The organism is Bradyrhizobium sp. CCBAU 21365 (assembly GCF_015291305.1).
Taxonomy (GTDB): Bacteria; Pseudomonadota; Alphaproteobacteria; order Rhizobiales; family Xanthobacteraceae; genus Bradyrhizobium; species Bradyrhizobium elkanii.
The window spans coordinates 4,532,544-4,547,312 of record NZ_CP030036.1 but is presented as its reverse complement, the minus strand read 5'-3'; the positions used below and the strand labels follow the sequence as shown (position 1 = coordinate 4,547,312).

At 66.3% G+C, this 14,769-nt stretch carries 14 protein-coding genes; 8 read left to right on the top strand and 6 right to left on the bottom strand.

Features of this window, described 5'->3' with window-relative positions; translation table 11 throughout:
• Positions 1 to 75 precede the first annotated feature (75 nt).
• On the bottom strand, positions 76 to 1,080 hold the full coding sequence (locus XI02_RS20780) for a DUF2155 domain-containing protein (protein WP_018271401.1): 1,005 nt from the start codon (positions 1,078 to 1,080) through the stop codon (positions 76 to 78).
• Between the two features lie 257 nt (positions 1,081 to 1,337).
• On the opposite strand from XI02_RS20780, the gene XI02_RS20775 reads away from it, so the two are divergent.
• The 4 genes from XI02_RS20775 (at position 1,338) to XI02_RS20760 (ending at position 5,249) form a co-directional block, all read left to right on the top strand.
• On the top strand, positions 1,338 to 2,117 hold the full coding sequence (locus tag XI02_RS20775) for an SDR family NAD(P)-dependent oxidoreductase (RefSeq protein WP_018271400.1): 780 nt from the start codon (positions 1,338 to 1,340) through the stop codon (positions 2,115 to 2,117).
• Positions 2,118 to 2,153: 36 nt separating this feature from the next.
• Entirely contained in the window at positions 2,154 to 3,095 is a 942-nt protein-coding gene (locus tag XI02_RS20770; protein ID WP_018271399.1) for an alpha/beta hydrolase, read from the top strand.
• 381 nt (positions 3,096 to 3,476) lie between these two features.
• Entirely contained in the window at positions 3,477 to 4,700 is a 1,224-nt protein-coding gene (locus tag XI02_RS20765) for an SLC13 family permease (RefSeq protein WP_026192710.1), read from the top strand.
• Between the two features lie 9 nt (positions 4,701 to 4,709).
• On the top strand, positions 4,710 to 5,249 hold the full coding sequence (locus XI02_RS20760; protein ID WP_244620884.1) for a hypothetical protein: 540 nt from the start codon (positions 4,710 to 4,712) through the stop codon (positions 5,247 to 5,249).
• 246 nt (positions 5,250 to 5,495) lie between these two features.
• On the opposite strand, the gene XI02_RS20755 is transcribed toward XI02_RS20760, so the two are convergent.
• Both XI02_RS20755 and XI02_RS20750 read right to left on the bottom strand, forming a co-directional pair.
• On the bottom strand, positions 5,496 to 5,714 hold the full coding sequence (locus XI02_RS20755) for a hypothetical protein (protein ID WP_018271396.1): 219 nt from the start codon (positions 5,712 to 5,714) through the stop codon (positions 5,496 to 5,498).
• 122 nt (positions 5,715 to 5,836) lie between these two features.
• Positions 5,837 to 6,775 carry a GlxA family transcriptional regulator gene (locus XI02_RS20750; protein WP_018271395.1) on the bottom strand — a complete coding sequence of 313 codons (939 nt, stop codon included), beginning with the start codon at positions 6,773 to 6,775 and terminating at the stop codon, positions 5,837 to 5,839.
• A gap of 177 nt (positions 6,776 to 6,952) precedes the next feature.
• Between XI02_RS20750 and XI02_RS20745 the strand changes: the two genes are divergently transcribed.
• Positions 6,953 to 7,639 carry a DJ-1/PfpI family protein gene (locus XI02_RS20745; RefSeq protein WP_018271394.1) on the top strand — a complete coding sequence of 229 codons (687 nt, stop codon included), beginning with the start codon at positions 6,953 to 6,955 and terminating at the stop codon, positions 7,637 to 7,639.
• 385 nt (positions 7,640 to 8,024) lie between these two features.
• Here the strand turns inward: XI02_RS20745 and XI02_RS20740 are convergent, their stop codons facing one another.
• Positions 8,025 to 8,435: an NADH:ubiquinone oxidoreductase subunit NDUFA12 gene (locus XI02_RS20740; RefSeq protein WP_018271393.1), complete on the bottom strand. Its 411-nt coding sequence runs from the start codon at positions 8,433 to 8,435 to the stop codon at positions 8,025 to 8,027.
• Positions 8,436 to 8,704: 269 nt separating this feature from the next.
• Here XI02_RS20740 and XI02_RS20735 point away from each other — a divergent pair, with 269 nt between their 5' ends.
• The gene (locus tag XI02_RS20735) at positions 8,705 to 9,262 is read left to right on the top strand and encodes a BA14K family protein (RefSeq protein WP_026192709.1); all 558 of its coding nucleotides are present in this window, start codon (positions 8,705 to 8,707) and stop codon (positions 9,260 to 9,262) included.
• A gap of 85 nt (positions 9,263 to 9,347) precedes the next feature.
• Here XI02_RS20735 and XI02_RS20730 read toward each other — a convergent pair whose 3' ends face one another.
• Positions 9,348 to 10,244: a DMT family transporter gene (locus XI02_RS20730; protein ID WP_018271391.1), complete on the bottom strand. Its 897-nt coding sequence runs from the start codon at positions 10,242 to 10,244 to the stop codon at positions 9,348 to 9,350.
• A gap of 182 nt (positions 10,245 to 10,426) precedes the next feature.
• Here XI02_RS20730 and XI02_RS20725 point away from each other — a divergent pair, with 182 nt between their 5' ends.
• Both XI02_RS20725 and XI02_RS20720 read left to right on the top strand, forming a co-directional pair.
• Positions 10,427 to 10,831, top strand: a complete 405-nt coding sequence (locus XI02_RS20725) for a response regulator (RefSeq protein WP_026192708.1) — start codon at positions 10,427 to 10,429, stop codon at positions 10,829 to 10,831.
• A 19-nt stretch (positions 10,832 to 10,850) separates the two neighbouring features.
• The gene (locus tag XI02_RS20720) at positions 10,851 to 13,088 is read left to right on the top strand and encodes a CHASE3 domain-containing protein (RefSeq protein WP_018271389.1); all 2,238 of its coding nucleotides are present in this window, start codon (positions 10,851 to 10,853) and stop codon (positions 13,086 to 13,088) included.
• A 6-nt stretch (positions 13,089 to 13,094) separates the two neighbouring features.
• On the opposite strand, the gene XI02_RS20715 is transcribed toward XI02_RS20720, so the two are convergent.
• Positions 13,095 to 13,988: a DMT family transporter gene (locus tag XI02_RS20715; protein WP_018271388.1), complete on the bottom strand. Its 894-nt coding sequence runs from the start codon at positions 13,986 to 13,988 to the stop codon at positions 13,095 to 13,097.
• Between the last annotated feature and the right edge of the window lie 781 nt (positions 13,989 to 14,769).

The following is a 14,769-nucleotide window of genomic DNA, read 5'->3' as shown; positions in this document are numbered from 1 at the left end:
GCAATCCGGGGCAGACTGTCCGTGCGGACAGGAACCCGGATTTCGCTACGCTCCATCCGGGCTACGAAGTGCCAATCAGTTTCCGAACAATCCGCCGAACAACCCGCCCGGCCGCTGCTGTTGTTGGGGCGGCGGAGGTGGCGGCGGCTGCTGCTGCTGGTATTGCGGCAGCGGCGGCGGACGCGGCGCGGCCTGCTTCTGCGGCGCGCGCTTCTGGGCCGGCGGCGGAGGCGGCGTCGGCGCCTTCGGCGGATCGGGCGCGGCGGTCACGATGGTCTGGTCCGGTCCTTTGCAGTCGGTCAGCCAGATGTCGTAGATCGGATGCTCGACGCCGTGCAGGCCGGGGCTCGCCGCGAACATCCAGCCCGAGAAGATCCGCTTCACCTCGCCCTGCAGCGTGATCTCGTCGACCTCGACAAAGGCGTCGGTGTTGGCGGCTTCCGTCGACGGCCTCGTGTAACAGGCATCGGTCTTCACCCGCAGCGCACCGAACTGCACGGTCTCGCCGATATCCTCGTCGAAATTGATGATGCGTCCGGTGATCTTGTCGAGACCGGAGAAGCTCGCCTTCTTGTTGGTGATCTTGGTCGACGGCGGCTCCTGCACGACCTCGTCGCCCGGCTGCAACGTGGCAGGCGTCTGCGGCGCGGTGCCTGGGGGCGTGCCCTTGGGACGCTGCCCCGGCGGCAGCGGGTTGGCGCCGGGCGGTGTATTGGCAACGGCGGGACCGCCGGGTTGCGGCGGCTGCACGGCGACACCAGGCTGGGTGCCCTGCGGAGCCACCGTCGAGCCGGGCGGCGGCGCCAGCGGCTGCGACTGCACGCTGCCGGGCGGCGGCACCGCCTGGCCTGGCGGCAGCGCCCGCGGCTGTGTCGGCAGCAGGCGGCCGCGCGGCAATTCCGGCACTTCCTCGTCGTCGTCGCTGGGAGGGGCCGCCTGACCACGCGGGATCGAGCCGGGCGGACGCGGCGCGGGATCGGAGAAAATCGTTCCGATCTGCGCGCGCGCGGGCGGCGCAAGCGAGATGGTTGAGGCGGCAACCAGGGCCGCAAAGCCAGTCAGGGCAACGGTTCGAAGCATCTCGCGCGGCTTTAAAGGGCGAATCGGGCTCGCGACAGTCTACCTTGATATCGGCCGCTCGCAGGCCACCGGTTAACACGCCGAATACGGCGGGGAAAGGGCACCCGGCCACCTCTCCCCGGCCCACTGGTCAGCCCCTGGCCAGCCTCTGGTCACTGCTGGGAACACGTGTGATAGTCCTCACGCTGAAGGCACGCGGCCACGCGTGAAAACCAGGAAAATCCGGATCGAACCGGACCAGCCAGAGGAAACTCACCATGCCCGATCGCATCAGGCTCGACGGCCGGGTCGCCGTCGTCACCGGGGCTGCCGGCGTCATCGGAACCGCCACGCTCCAACTGCTCGCCGAACGGGGGGCGCGGATTGTCGCAGTCGACCGCAAGGGCGCCGATCTCAACGCCGCCACCAAGGACCTGCCCGCCTCGGCCGAGGCCCTTGCTATCGAAGCCGACGTCACCGACGAGGACGAGGTCAAGGACTATGTCCGCGCCGCCGTCGACCGCTTCGGCACCATCGATGCCTTCTACAACAACGCCGGCGTCGAGGGCGACATCAAGCCGATCCCTGAATATTCGCTGGAGAGCTTCCGCCGGGTGCTCGACGTCAATGTCGTCGGCGTCTTCCTCGGCATGAAGCATGTGCTGCCGGTCATGCTGAAGCAGAACAAGGGCAGCATCATCAACACCGCCTCGATCGCCGGCCTCGTGGGATCGCCGATGATCGCGGTCTACAGCGCGAGCAAGCATGCGGTGATCGGGCTGACCAAGAGCGCGGCCTGGGAATGCACCGGCACCGGCGTGCGGGTCAATTGCGTCTGCCCCGGCATGATCGAGAGCCGGATGCTGAGCACGATCCTGCAGGGCCGCTCCGGCGGCAACGCGCCGCCGCCGATCGAGAAGATCGTCGATCGCATCCCGGCGCGCCGGCTTGGCCTCGCAAGCGAGGTCGCCTCCATCGTCGCTTTTCTTGCCTCCGACGAGGCGAGCTACGTCTCCGGCTCCGCCTACACCGTCGATGGCGGCCGCACCGCCGCCTGACATTTCAGTCCAGCATCATAGGAAGGTTTGTTGTCTATGCCCGTCGTTCTCGATCCCGATGCCGCCGCCGTCTACAAGGCGTTCCAGGAGGCCGGCCGTCCCGCCTATGAGACGCTGACTGCGCCGGAAGCGCGCGACTATTATCGGGCCGCCCGCGTCGTCTCCAATCCCGAGCCGCCCGCGCTGGAATCGAGCAAGCCGCTGGCGATCCCGGCGCCGCACGGCGCGATCCCTGCCCGCATCTACACGCCGAACACGCTGCGCAAGAAAGACGGGCTCGCACCATGCCTGGTGTTCTTCCACGGCGGCGGCTGGGTGATCGGCGATCTCGATACCCATGAGGTGGTTTGCCAGAAGCTTGCCCATGAGGGCGAGCTGATCGTGATCTCGATCGACTATCGCCTGGCGCCCGAGCATCGTTTCCCTGCCGCGGTGGACGACGCCGTCACTGCGACCCGATGGGTCGCCGCCAATGCCAGGGATTTCGGCATCGACGCCGCGCGCCTGACCGTCGGCGGCGACAGCGCCGGCGGCAACCTCGCGGCGGTGGTTGCCCTCACCGCCCGCGCCGGCGGACCGAAGCTCGCTGCCCAGTTGCTGATCTATCCCGCGACTGATTTCTCGCGGAAGCATCCCTCGCACAGCGAGCCCGAGACCAGCATCCTCCTGACGCATTCGGTGATCGGCTGGTTCGCCAACCATTATCTCGGCGACGCCGACAGCAACGACTGGCGCGCCTCGCCGGCGCGCGCAAAGGACTTTGCCGGATTGCCGCCGGCCTATGTGCTGACCGCCGGCGCCGATCCGTTGCGCGACGAAGGCGACGAGTACGCGAAATTCCTTGAGGATGCCGGCGTGCCGGTGACCTACCGGCATTTTCCCGGCCAGTTCCACGGCTTCTTCACCATGGGCAAGCTCCTCAATCAGGCCAATATCGCGGTGACCGAGATCAGCGCCTGGCTGAAGACGTTGGGCTAAAGCAGGATGAGTTTGGGTTGAATCGGGACCGCAGGCTTGGCTTACCTCTCCCCATTGGGGAGAGGTCGATTTGCGCAGCAAATCGGGTGAGGGGCCGCGGCTCCAACGAGAGAGCGTAACCCCTCACCCGGCGCTACGCGCCGACCTCTCCCAAGGGAGAGGTGAACTTCTGCCGCCGCTCCAGATCAAACCTAATCTCATCGTGCTCTAGCGATCCGATCGGGGGCGACGCGCTTGCAGTGTCGTCCCCCTCGATCGCGGCTCGGAGCACATGGCGTGCCCAGCTTGCGGCGTTAGCGCGCCTTGAAGTTCCGCACGCCGCGCGATAGTGCGGCCGTCAGCGCTTTCACGCCGCCGGGCACTCCAGCCATCGAGATCGTCTTGCTCACGCCACTCCTCGTCTACGGTATCCCGCTCGATTTCATCCTGTTCGCGCTGACGCTGCTCGGCGTCGCGATCTTCCATCACCACACGCTCGCGGTGGCGCTGACGGGCCTTGCCGCGATCGTCGCCTACAAGCTGCTGTTCGCGGGCTTTGCGAAATTCGGCGCGGGCCTGCCCGGTCTCGCGCATCACATGGAGCATGAGTGGGTCACGCTCGCCAACCTGTTCCTGCTCCTGATGGGCTTTGCGCTGCTGTCGCGCCACTTCGAGGAGAGCCGCATTCCCGACGAGATGCCGGCGCTGCTGCCCGATGACTGGAAGGGCGGACTGATCCTGCTGGTCATCGTGTTCGTACTGTCGGGCTTCCTCGACAATATCGCGGCTGCGCTGATCGGCGCCACCGTGGCCCGCCACGTGTTCCGAGGCCGTGTGCATATCGGCTATCTCGCGGCCATCGTCGCCGCATCGAATGCCGGCGGCGCCGGCAGCGTCGTCGGCGACACCACGACGACGATGATGTGGATCGACGGCATCAGCCCGCTCACGGTGGTGGAGGCCTATGTCGCAGCCATCGTCGCGATGCTGGTATTTGCGGTGCCGGCCTCGCTGCAACAGCACCGCTTTTCCCCGATCGTGAAGGATGCACCGTCCGGCCTCAGAATCGACTGGGCGCGGGTGGGGATCGTGGCCGTGATCCTGCTCGCCGCGCTGACGGCCAATGTGACGGCCAATCTGAAGTTCCCCGCGCTGCTCGAAGCGCTGCCCGTGCTCGGGCTCGCGGTCTGGGCCGCGATCCTGGTCACCTCAGCGCTGCGGCGGCCGGACTGGTCGGTGATGCCCGAGACGCTGAAGGGCACCGTCTTCCTGCTCGCGCTGGTGACGGCGGCCTCGATGATGCCGGTGGAGAAATTGCCCGCCGCGTCGTGGCAGACCGCGCTCGGGCTCGGCTTCGTCTCGGCGGTGTTCGACAACATTCCCCTGACCGCGCTGGCTCTGAAGCAAGGCGGCTATGACTGGGGCTTTCTCGCCTATGCGGTCGGATTTGGCGGATCGATGGTCTGGTTCGGCTCGTCGGCGGGCGTTGCGGTGTCCAACATGTATCCGGAAGCCAAATCGGTGGTCCGCTGGATCACCCAGGGCTGGCCGATCATGGCGGCCTATGTCGTCGGCTTCTTCGTGATGCTCGCCCTGCTTGGCTGGCACCCCGACGCGCCACATTGACGCAACACAATGCTGCAATGCACAATTGCGCTCGCCTCAAAACTGTGGAAAATCGAGACAAATCCGTTGACATTGCTAAACTCCATTCGCCGTAACAACTTATGGAGAGTTCGCATGAGTGTTAGTGCAGAAGTCCTCGCCCGCGCTCCGTCGGAGCAGATGGAGGACGAAATCAACACGGTGACTTCGCATCGACCACGCAGCAACATCCGGCCCCTCTCGCCGATGCCGGACTATGTCGAGCATCGCAACGGCGTCAACGAGGTGGGCAAGCTGTCGGCCGAGGCGGTCGTGCGCGAATACGAAGCGGCGGTGAAGGAAATCGAGGCCCTTGGATCGGAACTGCAACTGGCCGCCAAGAACTGCGAGGTCATGGTCGCAGGCGTCCATGACATGATCGCCGAGATCAAGGAGTTCGCTGCCGGTTACCGCGATCAGGGCAAGCGTTTCTTCCTGCAGATCGAAGCCGTCTCGTTGATGACTGCGGAGGTCAGGGATACCTGCGAAGCACTCAAGAAGAAGATCGCAACCGATACATTGAGCCAGTGATTTTTCGGTTGAAGCGCGTTTCGTGATCAGCGCATCCGTGGATCTCTACGATCGTGGGCTGATCCTGTATTGGTGAATGACTGCGCTATTCCGGCGCGGCAGAACCGTTAGTTCTATTCAAGACCAAGTCACTCAAGATTAAGTCGCTCAACATCTTGCCCCGCTTCGGCGGGGCTTTTTTATTGCGAGACGAGCAATCTCTGCGCGGGTCGCGTCCTCGACCGGGCCGGGCCTCCGTCCATGACCTTAGCGCGCGTCAGCTGCACGCCCGGCCGTGTCCGTCGCCGGAGACAAGTCGGATAACGCAGACCAGCGGTCGCTGAAATCGTTGGCCGGGAGCGCGTCCGTGCCGGCGACGGCAATGCCGTCGGTCCGGGGCGCGTGCGACTTGATGGTCGCGGCGGTTGCGGTGACAGCCAGCAGGGCGACAGCCACGAACCCGGTAATCGTTCGATGCTTTGTCATTAGAACCTCCTCGGGTCCCCAATGCCCACTTAACGTGGGTCACGGGAACCCTCGTCAGGTTCATCGCTGCAACGACGACATGGATCGCGTGAAATCGGACAACGAGCTTGTCCCAAACGCGCCTACCCTGCCCGCGCGGCCCGCCGCAGCGATTGCGGCGGCTGGCCGAAGGCGCGGATGAAGGCGCGGCGCATCCGCTCGGGATCGCGGAAGCCGGTGATCTCGGCGACGCGCTCGATCGCCTCGCCCGACGACTGCACGCGCTGCCGCGCGACTTCGATCCTGAGCCGCTCGACCGCTTTCGAAGGCGTCGTGCCGGTCTCCGCGATGAAGGCGCGGGTGAAATGCCGCGAACTCATCCCGGCCTTGTCGGCGAGGTCCTCGACCGTCAGCGGCGCATCGAGATGCTCGCGCGCCCAGGCGAGCAGCGGCCCGAACCTTCCGTTCGGCGTCTTCAATTCCAGCAGCGAGGAAAACTGCGACTGCCCGCCGCTGCGCCGATGGTACAGCACGAGTTGCCGCGCGGTGTTCTGCGCGACCTCGTCGCCATAGTCCTCGGTGATCATCGCGAGCGCGAGGTCGATGCCGGCGGTGATGCCGGCCGAACTCCAGATATTGCCATCGCGGACGAAGATCTGGTCCGGCTCGAGCTTGATCTTCGGATAGGTCTTCACGAAATGCGGCGTGCGCTGCCAATGCGTGGTGGCGCGGCGGCCGTCGAGCAGGCCCGCCTCGGCCAGCACATAGGCACCCGAGCACACGCTGGCGACGCGAATGCCGCGGCCCGCCATCCGCCGCACGAATGACAGCGTGGCTGGACAGGTCGCCGGCGTGCGCACGCCGTTGCCGCCCGCAATGATCAGCGTCGTGATCGCCGCCGACGGCTTGAAGCCGCGCGCAAGCATCTCGACACCGGACGAAGAGCGCACCGGCCCGGCCTTCGCCGCAATCGTCCTGATCGCCGGCGCGTTGTTGGCGAAGCGCGCCGCGATCTCGAAGGCCGCGATCGGGCCGGCCGCGTCGAGCAGCTGGAAGTCGGGAAAGATCAGGATGCCGATCATCGCCAAATCCTCGCAGGTGACGTTACCTTCTTGGCGGCTCTCTCTCGGGAGCCTTGCGTCTCTCAGGAGCCTTGCGTCTCTCGGAAGCTCTGCGTCCGAAAATGAGGGAAATACGCCATTTTGGACGAGAGGCCATCATGACATCGTGGTTCCGTCAAGCGCTATTTGGAGGCCCCGATGACCGAACCCCTGCAGATTGGATTGCTCGTCTTCCCGAAGGTGACCCAGCTCGACCTGACCGGTCCGCTGCAGGTGTTCTCCTCGGTCCCCGGCGCCAAGGTGCACCTGATCTGGAAACGCATCGAACCCGTTCCGACCGATTCCGTCATGGTCCTGACGCCGACCACGACCTTTGCCGATTGCCCGCAGCTCGACGTGATCTGCGTGCCGGGCGGCCTGGGCACCGACGACATGGTCGGTGACCAGGACATGCTGGCCTTCCTGCGCAGGCAGGCCGAGGGTGCGAAATACGTCACGTCGGTCTGCACGGGATCGCTGGTGCTCGGCGCGGCCGGCCTGCTCAAGGGCTATCGCGCGACCACGCATTGGAGCGCGATTGATTTCCTGTCGGGCTTCGGGGCCATTCCGACCAGGACGCGCGTCTGCGTCGACCGCAACCGCTTCACCGGCGGCGGCGTCACCGCGGGCATCGACTTCGCGCTGACGCTGGTGTCGGAGCTCGTCGACCGCAAGACCGCGGAAGCGATCCAGCTCAGGCTCGAATACAACCCGGCCCCGCCGTTCAACGCGGGCTCGCCGGATACCGCACCGGCCGAGATCCTCGCCTTCATGAAAGAGCGGATCGCGCCGTCGCAGGCGCGCCGTGCCGACTTGATGGGCCGTGCAGCGGCGCGGCTGTCCTGACCTGATCGCCGCAAAGAAAAAGGCCGCCCGGTTTCCCGAGCGGCCCTTCCTGTCTCACGGTAGCCTCACATTTGCGGGCGATTTCAGGACATCTGTACCGGGGGCCTATCTCCCGGCCGCATCCCACTCGGAGGCCGCTGCTCATCGGGACAGTCGCGATCTGGAGCCCGATCCGACGCGATGGTTTCCCATCTCCGTAAGATGACCCTATTGAGCCGCGAACCCGCGCTCGGCGCAAGCGGACAGCGTCTGCTGCGGCCCATCTGTCCCCGCTGTTACCGTTGTTCACAGGCGCGCGCTTGCGCTATCGGGCGCGTGCGCTGCACGCGCGGCGTTGCGCGCGTGCACGTCAGAACAACCACGTCAGAACAACAATGCGTGAAAGTCAGCTTCCCGGCGTCCAGGCGTGATAGTCGCCGGTTGCCTTGGGGCGGCGGCCGCTCGCCAGCGTCGAGCCGGACGGACGGTAGGCCTGCGCGGTGCCGGTCAGGTTCGGCAGATGCGGCTTCTCCCATTCCCGCGCCTGGTAGTTCTGCTCGGTCGGGGGCACATCGACGGTGTGATGCAACCAGCCGTGCCAGCCGGCCGGAATGCGCGAGGCTTCGGCGTAGCCGTTGTAGACCACCCAGCGGCGCTCGAAATGCAGCGTCGGATCGACCTCACCACCCTTGGTGCGGTAATAGCGGTTGCCCTGCTCGTCCTCGCCGACCAGTTCGCCGAATCGCGAGGTCCACAATTGCGTGCCAAAGGTCTGGCCATTCCACCAGGTGAAGAATTTCAGCAGGAATTGTTTCATGCGTGGCCGGTCGTCGGTTCGAGGCTATGCGGCTCTGATGCCACCTCATTCCCCAAATGTCCAGCCACCGCCAAGGTAGCCCCGCACCCCTCGGACAGCCCCGGGTTTATGCGCCCGTTTGGCGACCAAATGACGCGCTCACGAGGAGTTTTGTTCAGCTGCCATACATGAGCCGCCGGCTACGCGAAGATGACCCACAATCAATGTGGAGCACGGGAACGTCCGACCGCAGAGATGGTTAGACATTCACCGTTTTGATGGAGTCCAAAATGATCAATATGAAGGTTCTGAGCACCGCCGCGGCTCTGGCGCTTGCGCTGCCGTTGGCTGTGGCGCCGACCGTTTCGTTCGCCCAGTCTGCCGCACAGATGGGCGCGATGGGCGGTGGCGGCGGCCACGTTGGTGGTGGCGGCGGTGGTGGCTTTGGCGGCGGCGGCCGCGGAGGCGGAGGTGCCATGGGCGGCGGAGGCGGCGGCTGGCACGGCGGCGGTGGCGGCGGTCACTGGGCCGGTGGTGGCGGCGGCGGTTGGCGCGGCGGTGGCGGCTGGCACGGCGGTTACCATCGTGGCGGCGGCTTCTGGCCCGGCGCGGTGGCCGGTGCGGTCGTCGGCGGCGCCCTCGCCTCGGGCGCGTATTACGGCTCCGGCTATTATGGCTACGGCCCCGGCTACTATGACGACAGCTACGGCTACTACGATGAACCGTCTGTCGCCGTGGAGGTGCCGAGTGGCGGCGGCGCCAGCTACTGCGCGCAGCGCTACAAGTCCTACGACCCGGCCTCGGGCACCTATCTCGGCTATGACGGCCGGCGGCACCCCTGCCCGTAATGAAGGCCTGAATTCCTGGTTGCAAAGGGCGGCGCCAGCGCCGCCCTTTTTCATGTCCGCAAGTCCTTCTTGTGCGCAAGTCGTCTCATGTACGCAAGGCAACCGCGACGGCCGCGAAGGTCACCACGAGCGCTGCGATGTCGCTCGCGCTGAGCGGCTCGCGCAGCATCGCCGCTGCCGCAAGCACGCCGACGACGGGGACCAGCAGCGTGCCGATCGACGCGGTCGCCGCCGGCAATCGCTCGAGTGCCGCAAACCAGCAGACATAGCAAAGGCAGAACTGGATCAGCGTCATGTAGATCATCGACGCCCAGCCGAACTGCGACAGCGCGGCAAGCTGCGGCTGCTCGATCAAAACGCCGATGATCGCGATCGGCACGCAGCCGATCGCAAGCTGCCACGCCGCGAGCGACAGCGGCGGCATCGCGAGCTTGAACGATTTGGTCAGCACCGTGCCGAGCCCGACGCAGATCGCGCCGGCGAGCGCGAACAGAATCCCCGGCAGCTTGCCGAGGCTCGCATCGATGCCGCCGCCGCCGATCAGCGCCGCGATCCCGGCGAGCGCCACCGCAAGCGCAAGCGCACGCGGCAGCGACACGCGTTCGCCGAGCACCGGCCAGGCGACCAGCGCGACCCACACCGGAATCGTTATCCCGAGCACGGCCGCCTCGCTGGCGCGCAGCCAGATCAGCGCGAGGCCCATGGACGCGACCCAGCCGCCGATCGCCAGCGTCGACACCAAGGCAAGCCGCAACCACATGCCGTCGGGCACGCGCAGCGTCTGTCCCCGCACCAGCGCGATCAGGCCGAGCGCAACCGCGCCGACCACGCCGCACAGCCCGCGCGACGACAGCGGCGGCCACTCCGTGAGCAGGAACTTCATGATCGGGAAGTTGAGTCCCCAGCCGGTCGAGGCGACCACCAGGAATGCGAGGCCGAGCGGTGACAGCGGGGCGCGGCCGGCGACGGGAACTGCGGTCATGGACCTGTCGTAAAGGGGATGGACAAATACAGGTGATGTGTCACGGCTAGCTGGAAATCCGCTTGTCAGCAAACAGCATATGCATTCTATGATACAGACTTTCCGTCTAGGTTCCGCCTTAATTGACGAACAGGCCAAGCGAGTCGCCGGCACGCAAGGCCGTTAGAAAAAGAGGATGCATCGTGCCGAGCGTTCTCGTGGTTGATGACGATCCGATGGTGTGCGTTGCCATCGAGGTGTGCTTGCAACGCCAGGGCTTCGAGGTCACCGTCGCCGATGGCGGTGAAGCCGGCATGCGCGCGCTGGAGCAGGCCACCTTCGACGTCATGCTGGTCGACGTCTTCATGCCGCATATGCGCGGGTTCGAGGCGATCCGCGTCTTCCACGAACGCGCGCCCGATATTCCCGTGATCGCGATGTCCGGCTATGCCTTCGCCAATGCCGACCGCGCGCCGGACTTCCTGCGGATGACGATCGAGCTCGGCGCGTCCGCCTGCCTGCGCAAGCCCTTCACCCCGCAGGCGCTGATTGCCGCCGTTAACGAATGTCTTGCGAAGTATGCACCTTCCGCTCGTCTTTCGAAATAATTGCTCGTACTAATCGTCGATGGCTTCCCAGCGTCTCATTCTCGGCAGCGGCCTTGCGATCCTCCTCGTCATCAGCGCGGCGTCGATCGGGTTGGACGTCAAATCGCGCAGCGAGATTGATTCGGCAGATCGCACGCTCGGGATCCTCAAGCGGATTTCCGACACCCGGCCGTTGCCGCGGGGTGTGGAAAGCGCGGCGCGCGCATTCGCGCTGACCGGCGACGCCTCCTTCGCCGACGAATTCCGTGAGCAGAGCGCCGCCCTCACCTCGGCTTTCGACAGCCTGATGGCGGCGGTGAAGACGGCGCCCGAGGAGGCGCAGCTGCTCGCGGGCGCCAAGACTCAGGTCGACCGCGGCATTGCGCTCGGCGCCGAGCTGATCAGATTGCGCAGCGCGGGCGACACGGCCGGCGCCGCGGCGCTGATGTCCGCGGGCGAGAGCCGCGCGCTGATGGACAAGGTCGGCGCGGCGCTCGAGCGGCTCGTCACCGAAGAGCGCCGCGTGCTCGGGCTTCGCACCGACCAGTCGAAGACCTACGGACGCCTGCTGCTGGCGATCGACCTCGCCGGCGTCGCGATGATCCTGCTGCTCGCGATCGCGCTGACGCTGGCGGCGCGGCGCGCCAGCCGCGAACTGCAGGGCGCGCTCAGCGCGACCAAGGCGACCAATCTGTCGCTCGAGGGCAAGGTCGCCGAACGCACCAAGGATCTCGGCGCCGCCCTCGAGGAGCTCCGCCGTTCCACCTCGGTGATGGAAACCACCTTCCGCACCATGGCGGAGGCGGTGCTGGTGATCGACGGCGCCGGCACCGTGCTGCTGTCGAACCCGGCCGCCGAGAAGATGCTGCGCTACAAGCCGGGCATGACGGTCCGGCAGCTGCGCGCCATGAGCAACGTGTTCCAGTCCGACGGCGTCACGCCGATGCAGGCCGACGACATGCCGTCGGCCCGGGCGCTGCGCGGCGAGGAATTCGACGGGCTGGAATTCGTCGCCAAGCCGGTGCGCGGCGCGCCGGAGATTCACCTCGTGGTGTCGGGCCGGCCGCTGCGCGATGGCGACGACACCATCACCGGCGCGGCGCTGATCTATCACGACATCACCGCCTCGCGCGAAACCGAGCACAAGCTGCAGCAGGCGCAGAAGCTCGACGCCATCGGCAAGCTGACCGGCGGCGTCGCGCACGACTTCAACAACATGCTGACGGTCATCACCGGCACCACCGAGACGCTGGTCGACAGCCTGCGCGCCCAGCCGCAGCTCGCGAAAACCGCCGAGCTGATCGACCGCGCCGCCGAGCGCTGCCGCGAGCTGATCCAGCATCTGCTCGCCTTCGCGCGCCGCCAGCCGCTGGAGCCGCGCACCGTCGACATCAACGGCACCGTGGTCGACATCGCCAAGCTGCTGCGGCCGACGCTCGGCGAGCAGATCGAGATCAATTCGGTGCTGGCGCCCGACGTCGCCAGCGTCCATATCGATCCGTCGCAGCTTGCCAACTCGCTGCTCAACATGGCGATCAACGCCCGCGACGCGATGCCGAACGGCGGCAAGCTGCTGTTCGAGACCAGCAACATCGTGCTCGACGACGCCTATGCGGCTGTCAATCCCGACATCACGCCGGGCCGCTACGTGCTGCTCGCGGTCAGCGACACCGGCACCGGCATGTCGCATGCGGTGCAGGACAAGGTGTTCGAGCCGTTCTTCACCACCAAGGAGGTCGGCAAGGGCTCCGGCCTCGGCATGAGCATGGTCTACGGCTTCGTCAAGCAGTCCGGCGGCCACATCAAGATCTACAGCGAGGAAGGCCACGGCACCACGATCAAGCTCTATCTGCCGCCTGCCCGCGGCCAGGTCGAGGTGGAGGCGCCTGCGCCGGAGCCGGTGCGGCGCGGCAGCGAAGTCATCCTGGTGGTCGAAGACGACCAGCTGGTGCGCAACTACGTCGTCACGCAGCTGGGCAGCCTCGGCTACAAGACCATCGCCGTGCCCGACGCCCGCGCCGCGCTGGCGCTGGTCGACAAGGGCGAGAAGTTCGACCTCCTGTTCACCGACGTGATCATGCCCGGCGGCATGAACGGCCGCCAGCTCGCCGACGAGGTGCAAAAACGCCGCCCCGGCATCAAGGTGCTCTACACCTCGGGCTACACCGAGAACGCGATCGTGCATCACGGCCGCCTCGACGAAGGCGTGCTGCTGCTGGCCAAGCCCTACCGCAAGGCGCAGCTCGCCGGCATGCTGCAGCAGGCGCTCGGCGAGTGATGTGAGCTACCTCGTCGCCAGCGCGACGCCGGCGAGCGTGAACAGCAGCGCGACGATCTGGCTCGGCCCCAGCGGCTCGTGCAGCGCGATTGCGGAGGCCACCACGCCGATCACGGGCACCGCCATGGTGCCGATCGCGGCGACCGAGGCCGGCAGGCGGGCGAGCGCGGCAAACCACGCGACATAGGCGACGCAGAACTGGATCAGCGTCGAATAGACCAGCAGCCACCAGCCGACCGTGGTGATGCGGTCGAGATGCGTGGTCTCGATCAGCAGGCCGACGATCGCGATCGGCACGCAGCCGAGGCCGATCTGCCAGGCCGCGGCCGGGATCGGCGGCATCACCAGCGGATATTTCTTGGCCAGCACGGTGCCGAGCGCAAAGCCGAAGGCGCCGCCGAGCGCCATGATGATGCCCGGCAGCTTCTCCTTGCTCGCGCTGATGCCGCTGCCGCCCATGATCGCGGCGAGCCCTGCAAAGGCCATCACCAGCGCGATGGTCCGCAGCAGCGTCGGCCGCTCGCCGAGCACCGGCCAGGCCAGCAGCGAGGCCCATACCGGCATGGTGTAGGCGATCAGCGCCGCCTCGCTCGCCGGCAGCCAGAGCAGCGCCAGCCCCATCAGCACCATCCAGCCGGTGACGTTGAGCGCCGCATACAGCACGAGCCGCGGCCACAGCCGTTTCTCGACATGTAGGCTCTGGGCGCGGATCAGCGCCAGCGCCGCCAGCAGCACGGCGCCGATCACCCCGGTGGTGCCGCGCAAGGTCAGCGGCGGCAGCTCGCCGAGCAGGAACTTGGTGGACGGCCAGTTGAACCCCCAGCCCACTGAGGTGATGGCGAGGAACATCAGGCCGGCGGGCGCAAGGCGCGGCCGCGCGGAAGGCTTCTGGACTGTCATGGAACCCGGCGGGGATGTGAGTCGGCCTCACCTTGCCCGCGATTTTGTCGCCCGACCATCACGGCTCTGACATGCCTGGTCCGTAGTTTGCCCGTAGGCCTACGTGAGTCCCCAAAATTCAATCCGGGACCGCGAATAAAAACTTCGCCTGTGAACAGCGGGGCGAAGCTCCGATCCACAGGCGATAGGAATATTTTTGGCTTGGGAATCCCTGAGGACTCACCGATAGTTGGCTCGATCACAGGCGCGGCACCGACCCCTGTTATCCCCCTCTTTCCACCATATTTAGTGTTTGATTCAGAAACTCGTACTAGTCCTTGACGGGCGTGACGGACATGGCCTAGCTTTCAACCTGTTCGGCGCGAGTGTGTTTGGGTCCCCGCCGGTCGCTCCCACAAGGGTTCCAAAATGACCACTCCGCCAGGCCTTCGGGCCGCGGGTGAAGGGTTTCTCTGCCCTGATTTTGGGCCCGAGGTCTTTCGAGTCCGGGGACGACGGAACGGGCCGCGAAGGACCCGGAAACAGAGGCCGTAACCGGCCCGCAAGAAGCGTACGCGTGACGTGTCGCGTGAAGCGTTTTGGGGCGTTGAATGCATGACCCGGAGCACCCGACCAGTCGGGCGCCGGGACGATGCCGCCGCAGGACCGGTCATACCGGTGCCCAGCGGATGAGAGAAAACAGGCCGGATCCACCGGCTGAGCTGCGGATGACGGGAGGCGTGCTGACACGTGTTCCGAAGTCCGCGAACAGACAACATTCCGGCACCTGCGGGGAAACGTG

Bases quoted from the DNA above. Each gene is read 5' to 3' on its own strand.
- XI02_RS20780 (WP_018271401.1), bottom strand. From the start codon at position 1,080: ATGCTTCGAACCGTTGCCCTGACTGGCTTTGCGGCCCTGGTTGCCGCC.
- XI02_RS20775 (WP_018271400.1), top strand. From the start codon at position 1,338: ATGCCCGATCGCATCAGGCTCGACGGCCGGGTCGCCGTCGTCACCGGG.
- XI02_RS20770 (WP_018271399.1), top strand. From the start codon at position 2,154: ATGCCCGTCGTTCTCGATCCCGATGCCGCCGCCGTCTACAAGGCGTTC.
- XI02_RS20760 (WP_244620884.1), top strand. From the start codon at position 4,710: ATGCTGCAATGCACAATTGCGCTCGCCTCAAAACTGTGGAAAATCGAG.
- XI02_RS20755 (WP_018271396.1), bottom strand. From the start codon at position 5,714: ATGACAAAGCATCGAACGATTACCGGGTTCGTGGCTGTCGCCCTGCTG.
- XI02_RS20750 (WP_018271395.1), bottom strand. From the start codon at position 6,775: ATGATCGGCATCCTGATCTTTCCCGACTTCCAGCTGCTCGACGCGGCC.
- XI02_RS20745 (WP_018271394.1), top strand. From the start codon at position 6,953: ATGACCGAACCCCTGCAGATTGGATTGCTCGTCTTCCCGAAGGTGACC.
- XI02_RS20740 (WP_018271393.1), bottom strand. From the start codon at position 8,435: ATGAAACAATTCCTGCTGAAATTCTTCACCTGGTGGAATGGCCAGACC.
- XI02_RS20735 (WP_026192709.1), top strand. From the start codon at position 8,705: ATGATCAATATGAAGGTTCTGAGCACCGCCGCGGCTCTGGCGCTTGCG.
- XI02_RS20730 (WP_018271391.1), bottom strand. From the start codon at position 10,244: ATGACCGCAGTTCCCGTCGCCGGCCGCGCCCCGCTGTCACCGCTCGGC.
- XI02_RS20720 (WP_018271389.1), top strand. From the start codon at position 10,851: ATGGCTTCCCAGCGTCTCATTCTCGGCAGCGGCCTTGCGATCCTCCTC.
- XI02_RS20715 (WP_018271388.1), bottom strand. From the start codon at position 13,988: ATGACAGTCCAGAAGCCTTCCGCGCGGCCGCGCCTTGCGCCCGCCGGC.